Raw genomic sequence first — 17,935 nt, 5'->3', positions numbered from 1 at the left:
GCGCGCCTTTGGGCGTTCGGCCGTTCCGGTCGCGATGATCCGCAACAGCCCGTCCAGATCGACGCGCAAGTGGCAGCCGACTTCGCCGGTTTCGGCGTCCGGGTCGAGGTGAATGAAGAAGCGCAAGACGATTTCCCGGTGTGGCCGGAAAACTGGCAAAGCCTCCTCGCCTTCCTCGATTGCTCGACGCAGTGGCGCATCGTCGCCGGGTTCGGTTTCGCCGAAGAATCTGGGCTCGATTATGCCGGCGTCAACGCGCTCCTCGATCGCCGGTTCGGCAACCGGCCGGCTGGGCGGCGGCAAGCCTCTCGGATCTTCGAAGACATCCGGACGATGGAAGAAGCGGCGCTGAAGGCGCTGATTGAAGTGAGGAACGGGCCGGCATGAACCGACAGCTCAAACTCTCGATGCTACTGACCGCCGAGGCCTCGTCGGTCAAACAGGAGGCGGCCGAAACCCGCGCTGCCCTCGATGGCATCGGCGAGAGCGCGGAAGCGGCCGGCCGCCGCTCCACTGCCGCCAGCACTGGGGCGGCAGCGGCCTCCCGCGAGGCCGCAGCTGCCAATGACGCGGTCTCCGTTTCGGCCCGCCGGGCCGTCGAGGCGCAGCATGCGCAGGTTGCGGCCGAGGAGCGCCTGGTCGCCACGATCAACCGTCGCCTCAACGTCGGCCGTGTCGAGCCGGTCGGCACGCCCTTTGCCGGCGATGCGAGTCGCGGTCGGGATGTCGCTGCCTATGGCGCGGAACTTGACCGGCTGCGCGCGCGCTACAACCCGCTCTACGCTGAAATCCGCCGCTACCAGACGGCGCAGGCCGAAATCCGCAACGCGCATGCTGTCGGGGCGATATCGACGGCGGAGATGACCGCAGCGATTGGCCGGGAGCGTTCGGCATCGCTCGAAAGCATCGCGGCGCTGAAGGGTCGCAGCGCCGCACTGATCGAGGCGGCCGCTGCGCAGCGCACGGCCAGCCAGCAGGCCCAGCTTATCCCAGGCGGCAACAACAGCTTTGCCACCGCGAACGTCGCAGCTCAGTTTCAGGATATCGGCGTCACGACGGCCATGGGCATGTCGCCGCTACAGATCGCGCTTCAGCAGGGTACCCAGCTTTCAGCCGTCCTCAATACGATGGAGCGGCCGGTGCACGGGCTCGCCTCTGCTTTCCTGTCTGTCATCAATCCGGTCTCGCTGGTGACGATCGGCGTGATCGCCGCCGGCAGCGCGGCCGTGCAGTATTTCATGGAGGCGTCGGAAGGCGCGGAGACAGCCGACGCGGCGCTCGAAGCGCATCGCGACAACATCGGCTCGATCCGGGAGAAATGGGGCGAGGCAGGTAGCGGCGTCGAGACTTACGTTCAGAAGAGCCGACTCGTCCTTCAGGGTGAAAACCGCCGTATCGGACAGACCCTGGAACAGGAACTTGGCCGCCTTACGGAAGGGCTTCTGGGCAACACCGATATCATCCGGACCGACTATGAGCGGATCGCGGCCGAGATCGAACAGGTCACCACGCGCATGGTCACCGCTGTAGGTGATGACGCGCTCTACGCGGAACTCTCTGCCCAGTTGGAAAAGCTTTGGGTCGATCTCGAAAATGCTGCTGAAGGTGCTCGTGTTGCGACTGAGCGATTTGCTCCTCTTCGAAAGGAGATCGAGGACTTTATAGCTGGTGCCGCGCGCGGTGAGCCGAACTTCATCGCGCTCGAAAATGCAATCAACCGCGCATTCTTCGATAACGAGGCCGACGAGGGTATCGGAGAACTCGTCGACTCGATTTCCAGCCTGATCGAGGAAGGTGCCGAACTGCAGCGCAATATGCTGGCCAGCAAGAACGCCCTGTCGGGTCTCGGTGAGACGGCACAACAGCAGGTCAAAGGTCTGAACGAAGCTGCAGCGGCTCTCGGCCGGCTACAGCAAATGGGCACACCAGAACTGACAGGTGTTGCCCGGCAGCGTGCGGAAGCGAGAGCCGAGTTCATGAAGGCGCTTGGCTCCGAAGATCGGATCATTCGAGAGAATGCTAGACCAGCGTATGAGGCACTTCTCGATCGCATCCGCGTCTCCCAGATGCCGATCCCGACCACGCGGCCGAACATCGAGATGGAGCCACTGCCGCGCAGCGGCCGCGGAGGAGGCGGTGCCGATAAGGTCAGCGATTTCGACCGGCAGATCGAGCAGATCAGCGCACGCACCCGCGCCATGGAGATCGAGGCCTCGGCGATCGGCATGTCCGTCTATGAGCGCGAAAAGCTGATCGCCACCGAAAGGCTTCTTCAGGCCGCGCAGTCGGATTCGGAGGGTGTGTCGGCCAAGCGGCTCGCGGCGATCGAGGCCGAGACCTCGGCCTATGCGCAGCAAGTTGCCGCGATGGAGGAAATCCGCGAGACCGATCGGCGCATCCAGGAGGGCGTGAGGTTTCGCAATGACATTCTCGCCGGGACCATGGATTCGATCCGCCGCGCGGGCCGGGATGGCAAGCTGGAGCTGGAAGACCTTGGCGATATCGCCATCAACATCCTCGACCGGATCGCTCAGCGCATCCAGGACGTGATGCTGGATCAGAACTTCAACGGCGGTGGCGGTGGCAGCATCTGGGGCATTCTTGCACAGGCGCTCGGCTTCGGCGGCGGTGCAACCTTCGCTTCCATGAACGCCATCTCGCCGGGTGCTGCGCGCGTCATCGCTGCCGGCGGCGGTGGATTGTTCGCCAAGGGCGGCATTTCCGATCGGCCGGCGATCTTCGGCGAGGCCGGTCCGGAAGCGGCGGTGCCGCTACCGGATGGCCGCTCGATCCCCGTCTCGCTGCGCATGCAGGGAAATGGCGCGCCGTCGCCGGTTTCGATCAAATTCGAAGTCGTCGATCGCGCCGGCGTGCAAGTGGAAGCCGGCCAGCCCCAGCAGGGCGCGAATGGCGAGATGATGATGCCGCTTATCATCAAGCAGATCGAGGACGCGATGGTGTCGTCGATGAATAGCGGCCGCCTTGGTAATGCGACCCGCTCGACCTTCGGTCTCGGCAGGAGGCTGCGATGAGCCTTGCCGTCTGGCCGAACAATCTCCAGTTTCGCCCGCGCCGCGATGCCTTCCGGCTTCTCGAACCGCATGTTCCACCGCAAGAAACGGAATATGAGGGCGGCGCGCGCCGGCGTCGACAGGCTGCCACGGTCTCGCGCCAGCTCTACGCCTTCGCCTGGGACTGGTCGGACGCGGAGTATCAAGCGTTCCGCACCTTCTATCACCGCACGCTTGTGTCTGGCGCAAAGCGCTTCCAGATGCCGGCCGCACCGGACTATGCCGTCCGCACCTGCCTCTTCAAAGGCATGTACGCGTCGACAAAGCCCGGTCGTGACTGGCGCGTCACCGCAGAACTGTTCGTGTTCGGGGTGACGCCATGAGCATCTGGGACGCCGCAATCGCGGAAGCGCGCGCCTCGGCCGCAATGGATCAGATTGAGCTGGAGGCGATCGAGCTTCTGCATCCGATGTTTGTCAGCGATCAGAACCTGCCCGATTCGATCCGCCTCGTTCTCGACGAGCGCGCGTGGGATCTGCAGCTCGAACCGGATGCACCGCTGAAGGGCGGTCAGGTGACCGCGTTCGAACCGGCCGCCATGCGCATCGTGCGGCCTGACCAGGCCGAGGGGCAGATCGGCGAAGTCCGCCTTGCCTTCGACTTCGTCGGCCGCGAGGTGCTGCCATGGATCGACGAGGCGCTCTCGATTCGCGCCGACGGTCGGCTGATCCTGCGCTCTTGGCTTGCCAATCACAATGCGGATACGGGCGCGTGGTCGGTGCACGGCGGGCCGCTCGAAGTCCTGCGCGGTCTCACAGTTCGCGAAATCTATGCCACCGCGAGCACGATCGAGCTGACGGCTGCCTTCAAGGACCTGATCAATGTCGGCTTCCCGCGCCGACGCTTCATCCAAGACGACTTTCCGGGGCTGTTCTGATGATGATCACGGAACGGGCCGCCCGCGTATCCTATCTGAACGGCCTCATCGGCAAACCATACGTTGCCGGCGAGATGGGGCCGACACGCTTCGATTGCTACGGCCTTGCCCGTCAGTTGCAGCGCGACTTTTGGGGCCGTGCGCTTCCGCGCTTCCAGCTTCCCGGCGAGACCGGCCGCTTTGCCGTCGCCTCGGCGATTGCCGCGCATCCCGAGCGTGAGCGCTGGGCGGAAACGGCCGATCCGGTCGACGGCGCGATCGTCGTCATGGCGCGTCAGGACTGCGGGTTTCACATGGGGTGCTGGGTCGACCTCGATGGCGGCCTCGTCGTTCACACGATCGAGCAGACCGGCGTCGTTGCAAATTCGCGCTTCCAGCTGATCAGTCCGGCCCAGCGCTGGCGCTTGTCGTTCTTCGTGCCGGAGGTCGGCAAATGAGCTCCGCCGAGATCGCGCTCTTCCTGATCACCATCGCTGCAATCGTGGCAGTGACGAAAGTGAGCCTCGAATGCCTTCGTCAACGCACGGAAATCGCGCGTTTGCGAGCGGAGAATGCTGATTTGCGCCGCCGGGGTGCGCTATGATCGGCCCGCGCGTCCTCATCCTGTCGTCGGCACTCGACCAGTCACCGCGTTCGCTCGTTCTCGATCGGCCGCGCACGGTCGGCGAGATCGTCGCCATGGAAAAGGTGCCGCTCGGCCTGCCGACGATCGCCGTCATGACCAATCCCGCCGGCCAGCCCGAGCCTGTCATGCGTGGCGCATGGCACGTCCGTCAGGTCACAAACGGTCACCAGCTCGCCTTCGTGCCGGTTCCAGGCAAAGGCGCATTGTCGGGCGTCCTCGCCGCCGTCGCCTCGATCGCGCTGTCGATCTTCGCGCCGTGGGCCGCCGGCGCGCTCGCGGGCATGATGGGCTTCACGGCCGGAACGACGGCGTTCTCGATCGCCGCCGGCGTCATCGGTGCAGGCATCATGATCGCCGGGCAGTTCATCCTGTCGCGGCTGATGCCGAACCAGCAATCGCCCTCGGCCGAGACGGTCTACACTGCTCGGGCTTCCGGCAACCGGGCGATGCCGCTCGAACCGATCCCGGTGCTCTACGGTCGCCTGCGCTATCCGCCGCCCTATGCCGCGCGCCCGTATGGCGAATTCATCGACAACGACCAGTATCTCTACCAGCTCCACTGCATGGGCATCGGCGATATCGACGTCCAGCGCTGGGAGATCGGCGACACGCTCGTCTGGTCGAAGGATGGCGGCTTCACGACCGGCTGGATGGGCGGCGATACCCAAATCCAGATCATTCGGCCGGGTGGCGCGGTCACACTGTTTCCGGCCAACGTCGTCAGCGCCGCAACGGTCGACGGCCAGCAGGTGCCGGACGCGCCGAACTGGCTCGGCCCGTTCGCGGTCAGTGCGCCCGGAACGCAGGTCACGCGCATTGCTTGCGATTACGTGTTCCCGCTCGGGCTGGTTTCCATCAACAAGAAGGGCGGCGGCGACACGCTGTCCCGTCAGGTCTTTGCCGAGTACCGTCCGATCGACTACGCCGGCAACGCGCTCGATGCATTCCGTCCGCTCTTCTCACGCAACCACTCGGCGAAGACGCGCACGCCGCAGCGCTTTTCGAGCGCGGCCAATGTTCCGGCCGGCCGCTATGAGGTCCGCCTCGGCGCATCGGGTGCCGACGAGGCTGACGCTGCCGGCGGACCGCCGACCAGGCTTAACCGTGTCGTCTGGGGCGGCCTGCGCGGCTATGTGCCGGGCTTCCAGACGCCGGCCGACGTGACGCTCATCGCGACCCGCATCCGGGCCAACGAGCAAATCTCACGCGAGGCATCGGGACAATATCTCTTCACCGGGCAGCGCCTCCTGCCGGTTCGGCGCAACGGCGTGTGGACGGCTCCCGAGGCGACCCGCAATCCGGCATGGGCCGTCGCCGATCTGATGAAGCGGCTCGGCCTCCTCGAACACGAATATGATCTCGGCTGGCTGACGTCCTACGCCAACCTCTGGGAGGATCGTGGCGACGAATTCGACGGGCTGTTCGATCGGCGCTGGCAGGCGTCTGAGGCGATCGACGCGATCCTGCGCGTCGGCCGCGCCTACCATGTCCGGCTCGGCTCCATCATCGGCTTCGTGCGCGACGAACCAAAACAGGTCCGTCGCATGGCGTTCACGCCCGACACCATCGTTGCCGGCTCGATCCAGCGCCACGACGTCTGGTTCTCCGAGGACGCTCCCGACCACCTGGAAGTCAACTTTCTCGACGGCGACACGTGGCGCGATCGTTCCGTCCTCGCCGCGATCGGCGCGGTCGGCCAGGACAAGCCGCAGGAGCTTTCTCTTTTCGGTATCACCGATCACGATCATGCGTGGCGTGAAGGCATCTTCCAAGCCGGTGAAAACGCCTTTCGAAGATCCTTCAGAACGTTCCAATGCGAGCGCGAAGGCCGCATGCTCGTTCGCGGCGATCCGGTCGTGCTGCACGATCCGCTGCATGAGCTGGTCGGCTTCGGCCGCATCGAGGCGCGATCGGCGAACGTCCTCACGCTCGACCGCGAACTCGACCATCCCGGTGGGCAGGCGATCGTTGCCATCCGATCGAAGGTCGGAACCGAATGGGGACCATGCCGGGTCGATTCTGTTGTCGGCAACAAGATCACGCTCAACCAGGCGGACCGCATCACGGTCGAGGGTCGCCACGGAACGCTGACCGCCGCGCTGGCGGACGCCACCCGTCAGGAGCCGGCGCACGCGACCGTCCTGCGCATCGAGGAGCGCCTGTTCGATGGCCTCGTCGTCGAGGCGCGGGCGATCGGTTCGGAACTGTGGGACGTGACGCTGGTCAATGACGATCAGCGCTGCCACGCCGTCGACCGGACCGAAGTCATCCCGTCGCCCTGGACGCCGCCGGACCTGCTCGCACCCGTTCCCGATCGGCCGGTCCTGAGCGACCTGTACGCGGCCGCGATTCGTGGCACCATGTCGGTCGAGCTTCAGGCCGGCTGGCGCGCGGCCGCCGGCGCGGACCGCTACGTCGCGGAAATCTCCTACGACGACGGCGCGATCGACGATCCGGCCGAGGCGAACTGGACGCCGGTGCACGATTCGGCCGCCACGCGCCTCAACGTCGCGATCGCGCCGCAGCCCGTTACGGTACGTGTCGCGCCGATCGGCCGCCTGCGCGGCGCGTGGGTCTATCGCCACGTCGCCGATATCCCGAACCTTCAGCTGCCCGACGAGATCGAGGACGAAATCCAGCGCCGCGCCCGCGAGTGGATCGCGGAGATGATCGACTGGCTGGACAGTGAAAGTCCGCTGTTCGGCCTCGGCGAGCTGGTCACGCGCAATGCCGAGGACATCGCGGCCGAGCGTGCCGACCGTCTTGTCGACATCGAGCAGCTCGGCGCTCTCGTCTATGGCGAGAGCGAGACGCGAGCGGCGGCCGACGCGGCACTGGGGCAGCTGATCGATGGCGTGGCCGCGCGCCTCGATGATCCGGCAACCGGCATCGACGCGCTGGCGCAGGCCCAGTCGACCCTGCTCGGCCGCGTCGATTTTCTCGACGAGGGCGTCAGCGCCAATGCCCGCAATATAGATGACGCCGTCGCCAGCATCGCCGGCAAGGCCGACGTCGCGGTGACCGATTCGCTCGCGGCCGAGATTGCCGCGCTGGACAATGGCGATCAGCTTTCCATGCTCGGCCAGGCCATCCGCGCCATCCGACTGACCACCGACCGGCTGGCCCTTGCCAACGCGGGCACGTGGCTTGCCGGCGAGAAGAACAAGAAAGACCTTTCCGGCATCGTCGCCGATGTCAGCCAGACGGTCACCAGCCGCATCGACATCACCGAAAACAGTGTGACGCTGATCGGTGCGATCGTCGACCGCATCGAACTCGACCTCGGCGGCAAGGCGAGCGTCAGCGCGGTAGACGCGGTGGTCGCGCGTGTCGAGGCGACCGAAAGCGGCATTACGGCGATGGCGCAGGGTTTCCAGCAGCTGACCGCGCAGGTCGGCGCGGTCGCCGCAAGCATCACGGTCAAGAGCGAAGTGATGGCTTCGCCCGGCGGCGGCCGGGCACGGTGGGCGCTGACGCTCGACGATGGCGTCGACGCTGCGTTTCCGACGGGCCTTTTGGTCGAACGCGAAGGCGGTATCGGCACCATCGGCGCGCTCGCCAACAGCTTCTATTTCTATGACGCCGCAAACCGCTTCCGGCCGGTCATCATCCAGAATGGCACGCTGATCGCCGAGGATTTGCATGTCTATTTTGCGCGCGTGCTCGGAACGCTGGAAGGCAACCGGATCAACGCCCGCACCATGGCTGCGAACAGGCTGATCCTCAACGGCATTGAGTATACGGAACTCGCCAACGGTGCGGTCACTGCGGTTGCCGCCTACGACCAGCCGGCCCCTTTGCAAATCAATTCAGATGGTCCGAGTACGATCATCGCGCAGACGACGATTTCCGGCGTTGCCGGACGCCTACGCATCATCGAGGTCGATTGCAATGCGGCCAGCCGGTACACGGCTGACATCGCGAATGACACGAAGAGTTGGGTGTTCGAGATTCGCAGGGGAACGACTGTCATCAAGACGTTCACCGAAACCTTCTTTGGCTCCGTTCGGGAAAGTACGTCGGGTACGAGCCAGTCGGGTGGATATGGCGGGCACGTTCGGTTTCGGGCTCTCGATTATGGCGGTGCAGCCAACCAGCAATACACGGTTTACGCTGGCACTGCGCAGCAAGGTCTGAACAGCAGGTCGAACGTCTGCAGCGATCGGTACATGACTATTCAGGAGGTGCGCGCATGAGACGCTACGTCCTGCTCTTCGACGATGGTTCCTTTTCGGGCTTCGCCACGCGCAACGATGTCGAGCACTACGTTGCAGACGACAATTGCTTTCGCGCCCGCCGCGCGAAAATCCCGGCCAACAACGTGCCGATCTCAGAGGCCGACTATCAGGATTTCATCGAAAACCAGACATCGCGTCGATGGGACGTCGATGCGCAACGCTTCGTGCCGATCGAGGAAGAAGAGACATGACCAAACAGGCTGAAACCCCCGTCGACGAGATCGAACTCTACAAGCAGCTCTGTCGCCGCCAGCGTGACCACAACCAGAGGCTCGAACTGGAACTGGCGGCGCTCACCGTCGCGTACGAGCGCGAATGCAAGGAAAAGGCCGCGCTCGCCGAGGCCCTGACCGCCGTGACGACCGAGGCCGCCGGCGCAGGAGCGAAGCCCAGGGGGAAGGCCAATGGCTGATTGGAGCCCGATCTATTCGACCGGCACAGCCAGCGTCGTCGCGTCCGGAACCGATGCGCAGCGCAAGACGGTCACCGGTAACGGCACGAACTGGCTGTCGGCCGGCCTGCGTACGGGCGATCAATTCAAGATTGCCGGCCGGACCGTGTCGATCGCATCCGTCGTCTCGAACACTTCGCTCTTGCTGACCGAGCAGTGGCCCGACACTGCCCGCGCGAACGTTTACTACGAGATTTTGCGCGTGTCTGACGCCGATCGGCTGATTGCAGCCCACGCCGACCTCATGGCCGCCCTCGTGCCGAACCTGACCGCATTCGGCGACCTGGAAGGTGCGGCGAACAAGCTGCCATATTTTGCTGCTGCCGGCATGGCGCTCACGGACCTGACTGCTAAGGGCAGGGATATTATCGCCAAGGCCAACAACGCGGAGGTTCAAGAGGCCATTGGCGGAGGTGCGGCCGGTCGCTCAGTATTCACAGCCGGTACACAGGCGGCTGCGCAAGAGGCGTTAGGTGGTGGTGCGGGGGGAAGGTCACTTTTTGGGGCGGTCGACATCTTCGCCGCACTAGCGATGATCACGGCGGGAACTCGGCTTGGCACTACAAGTATTTCGCCTCCCGACAATGACCTGAACAAGGCCGTCGACGCCGGCTTCTATCATATTGTCCCGGCCACGCTGAACACTCCCCCAGGGATGTCATATGGCACCGTACTCGTGATCCGGGTCGGGCAGATCGTGACGCAGATCGTCACTCTCGGGGTCAACGGGCAGCCTAACCTTATTGTCGTGCGCGGTTCCAACACGACAGGTGCCACGTGGTCGTCCTTCTCGCCACTGCTTCCGGAGATAATCCAGAACCCCAATGGCGTCGCCGTTCGCCTTGGCGGCGTCGTGCAACTGTGCTGGCGTGCGAACTTTCAACTCAGTTACTTGAGCAACGCCATCTACCAAAACCAGTGGACATTCCCGGCCAGCTTCGCGTCGGAGCCTGCCAAACTCGGGGTAGTCTCGGAGTGGAACCCATGGCCTACCGGAGCGCCCGGGTTCATAGCGATGCGCGCAAGCAGTGGCGTTAGCTGTCAGGTTCAAATGTGGTCGAGTGGCATGGCCTCTGGCGCTGCCCTGGCCGGGGTTACCTGCTTTGCGATGGGGCTTTTATAATGCGGATCACGTTTTCACCCGCTTGGAATGATACGGCGCTGACACTCGAAAAGACATCGGGCGACCGGCTGCGTATCAACGGCGAACTGCTCAACTTTAACGGCCTGAACGACGGGGATGTCATTCCCTACGAGCATGCCAGCGCTCACCTTCACGACTGGCTTGTCGGCCCTATCGAAAAGGTCGACGGAGAAGTTCGGCTCACTGTTCTGCTGCCGCACGGATCGTCACCAGAGCCATGGCAGCTTGAGCCTGAACCAATCGTCGTGACGGAAGACGGCACCGTCGACGTACCGACGAACACGACTGTCGAGGTTGAGCACGTCGACGTGGATGGTGGCACCAACGTCGTCACGACAACTCGGCGCTGGCGGCAGGAGTCCGAGGTTTCGACTGAGTTTGTGCCGGCAGCAAGGGAGGCCGAAGATGAAGACGCCTGAGCCGTGGATGATCAGCACGGCCGCACAGCGCGCGGCAGAGGCGAAGGCCGCGCAGCTCGTGCCGCTGACCCCGCGACAGCTTCGCCTTGTGATGCTCAATATCGGTCTGACCGATGCGGACGTCGAAGCGCAGATCGCGGCAATCGCGAATATCGGAGATCGTGGCGCGGCCGAGGTCGAATGGCGTTGGGCGACGAAGTACGAGCGGAATCACTGGCTGGTCGAGCACCTTCGCACTGCCATGGAGTTTAGCTCGTCAGAGTTTGACGATCTGTGGATTTGGGCGGCATCCCTGTAGCGGATGCTGGTGCCTCGATAGTTGCTGTCTGCCGCTTGCGAAAAGATGGCCATTTTCCTCGACGAATAGGGTCTTCAAAAAAGTGATAAGACATCATCGCGATCGGGACCGTCAGCGCGACTCCAAGGTAGACGTTCAACGGAAAGCTTTCGTAGCCGGGATATCTGTACGAACCATTGCCAGTCAGAACCCCTTGCCACATGTAAAGGCCGTAGCTGATCAAGCCGAAATAGCCGATCGGACCCCAATCGAGCTTTTTCACCCATGCGCGATGCTGGTTGAGGAATATCCATGCGATCAGCAGTGCTATGCCAGTGGTGCCGGCGATCTCTAGACTGGACGACCAGGTCGTCCAAAGGGGAATGCTGATCAGACCAATCGCGATGACCAACGCCGGCACGCTCTTCATGACGGTTCGCAGGCAGTCTGTCACGAGTGCGAAGATGCAGCCGATCATGATCGGGTAGATGGCCGGGATGGTCCAGAACCAAGGCGAGTGCGTGTCAGCGGCCCCTTCGTAGCCGGTGGCCAATCGCCACCAGCACAAAAGAACGATCAGCCCTGCAAAGATGACGAGGACGGGCTTACGGGTGAAGAGTAGTGCGAAGACGAAGGGCCAGACGAGGTAGAATTGCTCTTCAACGGCGAGGGACCACATGTGCGACATGTAGTTGACCGCCTCTGCGCGCGGCACGAAGTTATAGGCGAAGAACGTGGCATAGATGACAGCTGTCAGTTTGTCCTGGGCGATTCCTTGGTTGATCAGGACCAGCACGATCGCGACGATCAGGAAGTAAAGGGGCAGGATGCGCAACGCTCGCCGTTTCATGAAAGCGAAGATGTTGATCCTGCCACTCGCGTCGTGCTCTCGGATCAGCAGCGTTGTGATCAGGAAGCCGGACAGCACGAAGAATGTCTTCACGCCGTAGCTCGCATTGAAGACGCTGAAAAAGTTCTTCCAGGCCGGATGCTGTGCGGCACCCATGATCCCGATGTGAGAAAGGATTACGAGCGTGACAGAGAAGGCGCGCAGCGCATTGAAGCCGTAGATATGTTGCATTCGAGCCCCACCCAAAAAGCAGAGCGGGTTTAGCACCGGCAGAGGGGGGCGACAACTGACGGGGCGGGCCGAATTTCGGCTACAAAGCTGTCCGCATTTGATCTGTCGTCGTGCCGCATTTGAAATTGCGCGCTACACGTAATCGCCAAGCCATTCACCGAAAGCGGCTTTGCATCCGCCCTGAAATATCTTCAGGAGGGGATGTGCACACCGCCGCCCATCTCAGCTCAGCCGGGCAGCTTTATCGCGTCTCCGGCCTTTGCGGCGACCTGGCTCGACTAGCTCTTTTCTTTCGATATTTTGATCGGGGCCGCCACGATCGTCCGGAAGCCGGGCCGGTTGTCCTCATGGTCTATCGTGCCGTTCAGCCGGTCGACGAGGGCGGCGAGCATGCGTGAGCCGAAGCCCGTGCCCTCGATTTCGCCTTTATGTCCCTTGCCCCTGTCCGCGACGATCACCCGGAACGTCTCGCGGTGCTGTTCGAGGCTGACGAGAAGCGGGCCGGGTTCGCCGCCATAGGCGTATTTGACCGAATTGGTCAAAAGCTCGTTGACGATCAGGCCGACGCTCACCGCACGTTCCGTTTCGATCAGCATCGGTGCGAGGTCTAGCGTAATATGCTCCTGCCATGCCGGGTCCATGGCTGTCTGCAACTCGCCGACCAGTTCGTCCAAGTAGCGGGAAAGATCGATGATCTCCAGACTGTCGTCCTGATAGAGCCGGCGATGCACGAGCCCGACCGCCGTCAGCCGGTGTTCAGCCTGTGCGAGTTGTTCGCGGACTTCCGGTTCGGCGCTACGCGCCTGCATGCGAAGGAATGCGGAAACGAGCGACAGGCTGTTTTGAACGCGATGATTGACCTCCTTCAGAAGGAAGTCCTTTTGCTGGATCAGGCTTTCGTTTTCTTTCAGCGTCGTGGTCAGTTCGCGATTGAGCTTGCGCATGCGTCGGTTGTTGCGCGCTTCGAGCATCAGCCTGACGATCCGGGACGCCGATTCCGCCTCGGCATGGCTCCATTCGCGCGAGCGTCCCGATACCTGCTCGGACCACGCCTCGAACGACGAGCGGGGCATCAATACGGCACTTTTGTCGAACTCGACGTCCTTGTGCGGATTGCCCGCCCACTTCACGGTCTGAAGCTGTTCGGCTCGAAACCACATCAAAATCGTTGGGACTTCAGTGGACATCGTCACCGCCAGAAGGCCGCTGGCGGAGTCTTTGTAGGCGCTTGCCGCAGCGATCTCACTCGACAGATGGCTCGTCACGACAGGTTTGATCGATGCTGGCTTGCGCACATGTTCGCCGATCGCGCGAATGTCGATCGGATCGGGGCAGCGGCCAGCGCTGAAGAGATCGGGGCCTTGCATCGCGGCAAACCCGTCCGCACGCAGGAGATTGGCGAGATCTTCGCCGGACCGATTGAGGAATGCGGACAGTGAGTCGTCGGAACCCAGACGGCTGACGATCACGTCCTCCTGCCCGCGCAGGCGAATGCGTTCCCGGTAAAGATCGCCTTCCTCGCGAAGCCGTATCTGGCGGGCGAGCACCGTGGCGACGGTCTGGCAGGCGAGGCGCGTCGTCAGGGAAAGGGGGCGCGGCTGGTCATGGTGGCACGCGACGAGGCCCCACAAGATGCCGTCCTTGATGATCGACATCGACGCCGAGGCCGCGATGCCCATATTTTTCAGATATTGGATGTGGATCGGCGACACGCTACGCAGGGTCGAATCGCTCATGTCGATCGAGGTCAAATCCTGCGCGCCGCTGATGACGGGCTGCGGCGTGTAGTTGACGTCTGCGATGACGCGCACCTTGTTGCGCACATAAAGCGCTCGCGCCTGCTTCGGGATGTCCGATGCCGGGAAATGATGGTTCATGAACGCGCCGGAACCGTTCGCGATGCTTTCGCCGATCACCACGCCAGCGTCGTCCTCGATGAAGCGGTAGATCATGATCCGGCCGTAACCGGTCAGTTCCTGAAAGAGCTTGGCCGCCTGATGCGCCAGATCGGTCAGCGATGTCGAGCGCTCCAGAACGGCGCCCATGCCGTCGAGATGGGCAAGGAAAACCGAATCGAGACGCTTCCCGTCTTCATCGGCCGCCGTGAGTTCCATGATCGTGTGATCGCCGCTTCGATAGGCGACCGCGTCATGTTTCGTACCGGCCCAATCGGTCGATCCGAGAACCTTGATTCCCGTTTCCGGCAGATCGCCCAGCCTTTCAGCGAGGTCGGGACCGACCACGTCTTCGAGCCGCTTGGAGATGATCGCGGATGTTTCCTCGCCGCCGCCGGCATAGCCTGCGATGACGCCGTTGCCGTCGATGATCAGCATGATCCCGTAGGGCTGAATCGATCCCGGAATGTGGATCGGCTCAATATCGCAATTGGTCAGATCGGAGGCAGTACGTTCAAGCATCGGTTATTCCCACGGCTTTTGCAGGACGAAAAAACCGGTGCTTCGGCCAATTCGATAAGCGCTTGTAGCACGGTGTTTGGCAAAAGTTTGGATTTTGCATCGACGCGACTGCGGCATAAGACATCGGCGGTGGCGTGTCGGGACCGATTCCGTGTCACGGCCTTTGAAGGAAAGCAGTTCACGATGGTTTTCGCCACCTTGGAGATGCCTGCTCGCAAAAGCAGGGCCCAGCGCTTGAAGCAGGCAACTCATTCGACGCATGAGCGGCTGGACCATGCCGTCATGAGCCTCGAGCCCTTTGCAAGCCGGGAGCGCTATCGCCGGTTTCTCTATATTCAATATTTCTTTCACCGGGATATCGAAGCGCTCTACGCCGACACCAGCCTAAGCGCTTTGCTCCCGTCCATTGCGGGCAGCAGCCGGCTTTGCCTGATCGAACGGGATCTGGCTGATCTTGGGGCGGAAAATCCCGAAGCGGAGATTGCGCCGGCTTTCAGGGCGCACGCCGACATAGATTTGCCCATCGCGCTGGGTTGGCTTTATGTCGCCGAGGGTTCGAATCTCGGCGCGGCGTTTCTGCTCAAGGAAGCCAAACTGCTGGGATTGTCCGACGTTTTCGGCGCACGGCATCTGGCTGCGGCACCTGAGGGGCGGGGACTGCACTGGCGGACATTCAAAAACGAACTCGACGCCGTCGATCTGACGGCCCGACAGGAGGATTCCGTTGTCGAAGGCGCCATCGCCGCCTTCGCCCGTGTGCGGGCGGCGCTGGACGCTACCGGACCCGACCTGGCGCGGACGGCATGAGAGCGCTCAACGAATTGAGACCGGTGACCGCCCACAGTCGCGGCAACGCGTCACGCATCTCGCTTTCGCTTGCAGCACCGCTATAGGCGGCAAGGCCAGTCACCTTCGTTTCGATCTCGGCGCGCGACAGCGAATTGCCGGGATCACCCTTAGGTTCGTCGACCCGGGCGTGGAGCGTGCGCCCGTCGCGGGTTGTGACTTCGACCTTGCCGATCCAGCGCGCCGGGTAGGCTGCGTCCACCTCGGGGTCGAGCTGCATGTCCACGTTCTTGCGAAAATCCCCGATCGCCGATACCGCGTAGTCCGCGTCAAACTCGCCCATGCCTGCACGGCCGTGACGCGCGATGAGGCCGAGCGTGGTTCCCATCGAGAACTTCGCCTGATGGACGCTCGCCGGTTCGACGACAGGGCCGAGGACGTCAATAGCGCCCTGATGGACAAGCGCGGTGACATGAGCGATGTCGTCGATCCTGAGAGCGTGTTCGCTCATGGCCTTGAGCAGCGCATCGGCCGCCGGGTGCGTATGCCGGCACGAAGCGTGGAACTTGAACGACGTTTCTGCAAGCGCCCAGCGCGTGCCCAGCCCATCGGTGATCTTCGCCGGATCGGCGTCGCGCGACATGCCCGCGCCAAGCCCCTGCGCGCCTTCGAGGATCGCTCGCGCGCCAGTGAAACCGTCCTTGGCGAGATAGGCGGCCGTCAGCCCGTTGACCGAGGCCTTGGCGGTATGCAGCGGCTTGGAATCTGCTGCGTCCCGTAAGAACTCCCAAAGACCGGCCGCCTGCGTTCCCGCCGAGCCGAACGCGTTTAGCATCGCTTCGGCATCGAGGCCGAGCAGATGGCCGGATGCTGCGGCGGAGGCGAGGGCGCCTGCCGTCCCGGTGGTGTGAAACGTCTTGTAATGCGAGCGGCCGAGAAATTCGCCGACGCGGATGCCGGTTTCGTATCCGGCAATGGCGGCGGTGATGAAGTCCTTGCCCGACGCGCCGGTCGCCTGCGCGATGGCCAGTGCCGGTGGAAAGACGACAGCGGCGGGATGAAAGACGGAGCCATTGTGCACATCGTCCTGCTCGGCCACATGCGAGGCTGCGCCGTTCACCATCGCGGCGAAATAGGGCGTCGAACCGGATCGATCGAGAAGGATTTCACAAGGCCCGTCTACCGACCCCATGGCCCGGGCGAAAGCGGCGATCGTTTCGACCGGGCGCGATCCCTTGCCGGCCAGCGCCGAGCCGACCCAATCGACGAAGAGGTCTTCGGCGCGCGCGACGACGGACGCAGGAATGTCCTCGAACTTCAGGTCCGCGATGAAAGTGGCGAGTTCCGCGCTCGGTCCGGTGATCGAATTTCCCATGAAACGTGGCTCCTCCCTGATCCGGCTTTTCTTCTAGCAGCCGTCTCGTCGCGAAAGGCATATCATCTTGCTATAACTGATCGAGCCGAAAGGTATTTTACCGCGTAGCGCTTCCCTCCCTACGATCCGATGATGGCCTTTCCGAATGCGCGCGATTGCGCATCGGAGCGGACCGTCAAAAATTGGAGGAGACATGAAGAAATCGATTGCAGCGGCCTTTTTGGCCGCGACGGCTCTTGGCACCGGCATCGCCGGTGCGCAGGACTATCCCACCCAGCCCGTCACGCTCGTCATCCCGTTCGCGGCAGGCGGCCCGACCGACGTCATCGGCCGGATGATGGCCGAGACGATGTCGCGCGATCTTGGCCAGCAGGTGATCGTGGAGAACGTGACCGGCGCGGGCGGCACGCTCGCCTCGCGGCATCTGGCACAGGCCGCGCCGGATGGCTACACGGTGCTTTTGCACCATATGGGCATCACCACCAGCGCGACGCTCTATCGCGACCTGCCCTACGATCCGCTGACGGCCTTCGACTATATCGGGCAGGTTACCACGGTGCCCATGCTTCTTCTGGCCCGTAACGACCATCCCGCGAACAATCTGGCCGAACTTCTGGAAATCATCCGCGAAGACCCGGAAGCCACGATGCTCGCCAATGCGGGGCCGGGTGCCGTCTCGCATCTGTGCGGCATGCTGTTCCAGCAGATCATCGACGCGCAGGTGACGACAATCCCCTATCAGGGAACTGGCCCAGCGCTGACCGATCTGATGGGCGGTCAGGTCGATCTCCTGTGCGATCAGACGACCGGCGCGACCAACGCGGTGCAGCAAGGCTCCGTCAAGCCGATTGCGACGGCGACCACCGAGCGGATCGAAGTGCTGCCCGACGTGCCGACCGCCGTCGAGGAAGGACTGGAAGGCTTCGAGGTCGGTGTTTGGCACGGGCTCTACGTGCCGGCCGGAACGCCTGATGCGGTCAAGGAGCGCCTGACGCAGAGCCTGCAGACGACGTTGCAGGACGAACGCGTCATCGCCCGCTTCGCCGATCTCGGCACCGCGCCTGTATCGATGGAAGATGCGACGCCCGAATCGCTCGAAGCCCACTTCAAGAGCGAACTCGAATTCTGGCGTCCGATCATTCAGGAAGCCGGCGAATACGCCGACTGAGTTTCT

The 17,935-nt window shown here is 63.1% G+C and carries 17 protein-coding genes; 14 read left to right on the top strand and 3 right to left on the bottom strand.

What is annotated here, in order from left to right:
• The first annotated feature begins 69 nt into the window (after positions 1-69).
• Genes ACX82Z_RS11270 through ACX82Z_RS11215 form a run of 12 tightly spaced genes read left to right on the top strand, consistent with a single transcriptional unit; the run spans position 70 to position 11,123 of the window.
• Positions 70-387: a DUF1799 domain-containing protein gene (locus ACX82Z_RS11270; RefSeq protein ID WP_459588799.1), complete on the top strand. Its 318-nt coding sequence runs from the start codon at positions 70-72 to the stop codon at positions 385-387.
• Positions 384-3,032, top strand: a complete 2,649-nt coding sequence (locus ACX82Z_RS11265) for a phage tail length tape measure family protein (protein WP_459588798.1) — start codon at positions 384-386, stop codon at positions 3,030-3,032. The genes ACX82Z_RS11270 and ACX82Z_RS11265 overlap by 4 nt, the downstream gene beginning before the upstream one ends.
• Entirely contained in the window at positions 3,029-3,394 is a 366-nt protein-coding gene (locus ACX82Z_RS11260) for a hypothetical protein (protein WP_459588796.1), read from the top strand. The genes ACX82Z_RS11265 and ACX82Z_RS11260 overlap by 4 nt, the downstream gene beginning before the upstream one ends.
• Positions 3,391-3,948, top strand: coding sequence for a DUF1833 family protein (locus ACX82Z_RS11255; RefSeq protein ID WP_459588795.1), 558 nt, complete (start codon positions 3,391-3,393; stop codon positions 3,946-3,948). Before ACX82Z_RS11260 ends, ACX82Z_RS11255 begins: the two co-directional genes overlap by 4 nt.
• The gene (locus ACX82Z_RS11250; RefSeq protein ID WP_459588794.1) at positions 3,948-4,385 is read left to right on the top strand and encodes an NlpC/P60 family protein; all 438 of its coding nucleotides are present in this window, start codon (positions 3,948-3,950) and stop codon (positions 4,383-4,385) included. Before ACX82Z_RS11255 ends, ACX82Z_RS11250 begins: the two co-directional genes overlap by 1 nt.
• Positions 4,382-4,531 (top strand): hypothetical protein, encoded by a 150-nt coding sequence (locus ACX82Z_RS11245; protein ID WP_459588792.1) that lies wholly within the window; start codon positions 4,382-4,384, stop codon positions 4,529-4,531. The genes ACX82Z_RS11250 and ACX82Z_RS11245 overlap by 4 nt, the downstream gene beginning before the upstream one ends.
• Entirely contained in the window at positions 4,528-8,769 is a 4,242-nt protein-coding gene (locus tag ACX82Z_RS11240; protein ID WP_459588791.1) for a host specificity factor TipJ family phage tail protein, read from the top strand. Before ACX82Z_RS11245 ends, ACX82Z_RS11240 begins: the two co-directional genes overlap by 4 nt.
• Positions 8,766-9,002, top strand: coding sequence for a hypothetical protein (locus ACX82Z_RS11235; protein ID WP_459588790.1), 237 nt, complete (start codon positions 8,766-8,768; stop codon positions 9,000-9,002). The genes ACX82Z_RS11240 and ACX82Z_RS11235 overlap by 4 nt, the downstream gene beginning before the upstream one ends.
• A complete protein-coding gene (locus tag ACX82Z_RS11230; RefSeq protein WP_459588788.1) occupies positions 8,999-9,223 on the top strand; it encodes a hypothetical protein in 225 nt (74 codons plus the stop codon). Before ACX82Z_RS11235 ends, ACX82Z_RS11230 begins: the two co-directional genes overlap by 4 nt.
• Positions 9,216-10,385: a hypothetical protein gene (locus ACX82Z_RS11225; protein ID WP_459588786.1), complete on the top strand. Its 1,170-nt coding sequence runs from the start codon at positions 9,216-9,218 to the stop codon at positions 10,383-10,385. Before ACX82Z_RS11230 ends, ACX82Z_RS11225 begins: the two co-directional genes overlap by 8 nt.
• On the top strand, positions 10,385-10,825 hold the full coding sequence (locus ACX82Z_RS11220; RefSeq protein ID WP_459588785.1) for a hypothetical protein: 441 nt from the start codon (positions 10,385-10,387) through the stop codon (positions 10,823-10,825). The genes ACX82Z_RS11225 and ACX82Z_RS11220 overlap by 1 nt, the downstream gene beginning before the upstream one ends.
• Positions 10,812-11,123, top strand: a complete 312-nt coding sequence (locus ACX82Z_RS11215) for a hypothetical protein (RefSeq protein ID WP_459588783.1) — start codon at positions 10,812-10,814, stop codon at positions 11,121-11,123. The genes ACX82Z_RS11220 and ACX82Z_RS11215 overlap by 14 nt, the downstream gene beginning before the upstream one ends.
• Here the strand turns inward: ACX82Z_RS11215 and ACX82Z_RS11210 are convergent.
• Positions 11,074-12,183 carry an acyltransferase family protein gene (locus tag ACX82Z_RS11210; protein WP_459588781.1) on the bottom strand — a complete coding sequence of 370 codons (1,110 nt, stop codon included), beginning with the start codon at positions 12,181-12,183 and terminating at the stop codon, positions 11,074-11,076. The two genes, ACX82Z_RS11215 and ACX82Z_RS11210, sit on opposite strands and share 50 nt — an antisense overlap.
• Positions 12,184-12,461: 278 nt before the next feature.
• Positions 12,462-14,600, bottom strand: coding sequence for a histidine kinase dimerization/phosphoacceptor domain -containing protein (locus ACX82Z_RS11205; protein WP_459588779.1), 2,139 nt, complete (start codon positions 14,598-14,600; stop codon positions 12,462-12,464).
• On the opposite strand from ACX82Z_RS11205, the gene ACX82Z_RS11200 reads away from it, so the two are divergent.
• Entirely contained in the window at positions 14,547-15,407 is an 861-nt protein-coding gene (locus ACX82Z_RS11200) for a biliverdin-producing heme oxygenase (protein ID WP_459588777.1), read from the top strand. The two genes, ACX82Z_RS11205 and ACX82Z_RS11200, sit on opposite strands and share 54 nt — an antisense overlap.
• On the opposite strand, the gene ACX82Z_RS11195 is transcribed toward ACX82Z_RS11200, so the two are convergent.
• Positions 15,376-16,761, bottom strand: a complete 1,386-nt coding sequence (locus ACX82Z_RS11195; protein ID WP_459588775.1) for an MmgE/PrpD family protein — start codon at positions 16,759-16,761, stop codon at positions 15,376-15,378. The two genes, ACX82Z_RS11200 and ACX82Z_RS11195, sit on opposite strands and share 32 nt — an antisense overlap.
• A 193-nt stretch (positions 16,762-16,954) precedes the next feature.
• Here ACX82Z_RS11195 and ACX82Z_RS11190 point away from each other — a divergent pair, with 193 nt between their 5' ends.
• Positions 16,955-17,929, top strand: a complete 975-nt coding sequence (locus ACX82Z_RS11190; RefSeq protein ID WP_459588774.1) for a tripartite tricarboxylate transporter substrate-binding protein — start codon at positions 16,955-16,957, stop codon at positions 17,927-17,929.
• Positions 17,930-17,935: the final 6 nt, after the last annotated feature.

This window comes from Aliihoeflea sp. PC F10.4 (assembly GCF_054612275.1).
Note: the sequence above shows the minus strand (reverse complement) of the source record. Positions and strands in the feature narration are given on the sequence as shown.